Origin of the sequence: Neobacillus bataviensis LMG 21833 (assembly GCF_000307875.1) — a bacterium.
Classification (GTDB): Bacteria; Bacillota; Bacilli; order Bacillales; family Cytobacillaceae; genus Neobacillus; species Neobacillus bataviensis.
Map to the genome: position 1 here is coordinate 1 of NZ_AJLS01000083.1, position 1,015 is coordinate 1,015.

The 1,015-nt window shown below is 45.4% G+C and carries 1 protein-coding gene; it reads left to right on the forward strand.

Annotated elements, in window-relative coordinates; genetic code table 11:
- Positions 1-42 precede the first annotated feature (42 nt).
- A partial coding sequence (locus BABA_RS12840) for a S8 family serine peptidase (protein ID WP_157273177.1) occupies positions 43-1,015 on the forward strand: 973 nt, incomplete at its 3' end.

Sequence of the window (1,015 nt, forward strand, 5' to 3'; positions counted from 1 at the left end):
TTTGATTTGGTTATGAAACTTTTGGAAAGTGGAGGATATTGGATGCAAAGGAAAAAGAAAGGGCTATCGATCTTGTTAGCCGGTACAGTCGCTTTAGGGGCGCTGGCTGTCTTGCCAGTCGGCGAAATCCAAGCAAAGGCGGCTATCTCGCAGCAAACTAAGGGATCATCACTCGCAAATACGGTGACGGCTGCGACTGCTAAGCAAGCGGCCACTGACACAACCGCAGCGACAACGAATCAAGCGATTGCTACACAGTTGGCGGCTAAAGGTATTGATTACAATAAGCTGAATAAAGTTCAGCAGCAAGATATTTATGTTGACGTCATTGTTCAAATGAGCGCAGCGCCTGCCTCTGAAAACGGCACTTTAAGAACTGATTACTCCAGCACGGCGGAGATTCAGCAGGAGACCAATAAAGTGATCGCGGCTCAGGCAAGCGTTAAAGCAGCTGTTGAACAAGTCACCCAACAAACTGCCGGTGAAAGTTATGGCTATGTCGTTAACGGCTTTTCAACTAAAGTTAGGGTTGTTGATATCCCTAAACTGAAACAAATTGCCGGAGTTAAAACAGTCACATTGGCGAAAGTTTATTATCCGACTGATGCTAAGGCAAACTCGATGGCGAATGTGCAAGCCGTATGGTCCAATTACAAATATAAAGGTGAAGGCACAGTTGTCTCGGTTATTGACAGTGGCATTGATCCAACACATAAAGACATGCGGCTAAGCGATGATAAAGACGTTAAACTAACCAAATCTGATGTTGAAAAATTCACTGATACCGCCAAGCATGGCCGCTATTTTAATTCAAAAGTGCCATATGGGTTTAATTACGCTGATAATAACGACACCATTACAGATGATACGGTTGACGAACAACACGGCATGCATGTTGCTGGGATCATCGGTGCTAACGGGACAGGTGACGATCCAGCCAAGTCTGTTGTCGGAGTTGCGCCAGAAGCACAGCTACTGGCAATGAAAGTTTTCACCAACTCTGACACTTCTGCAA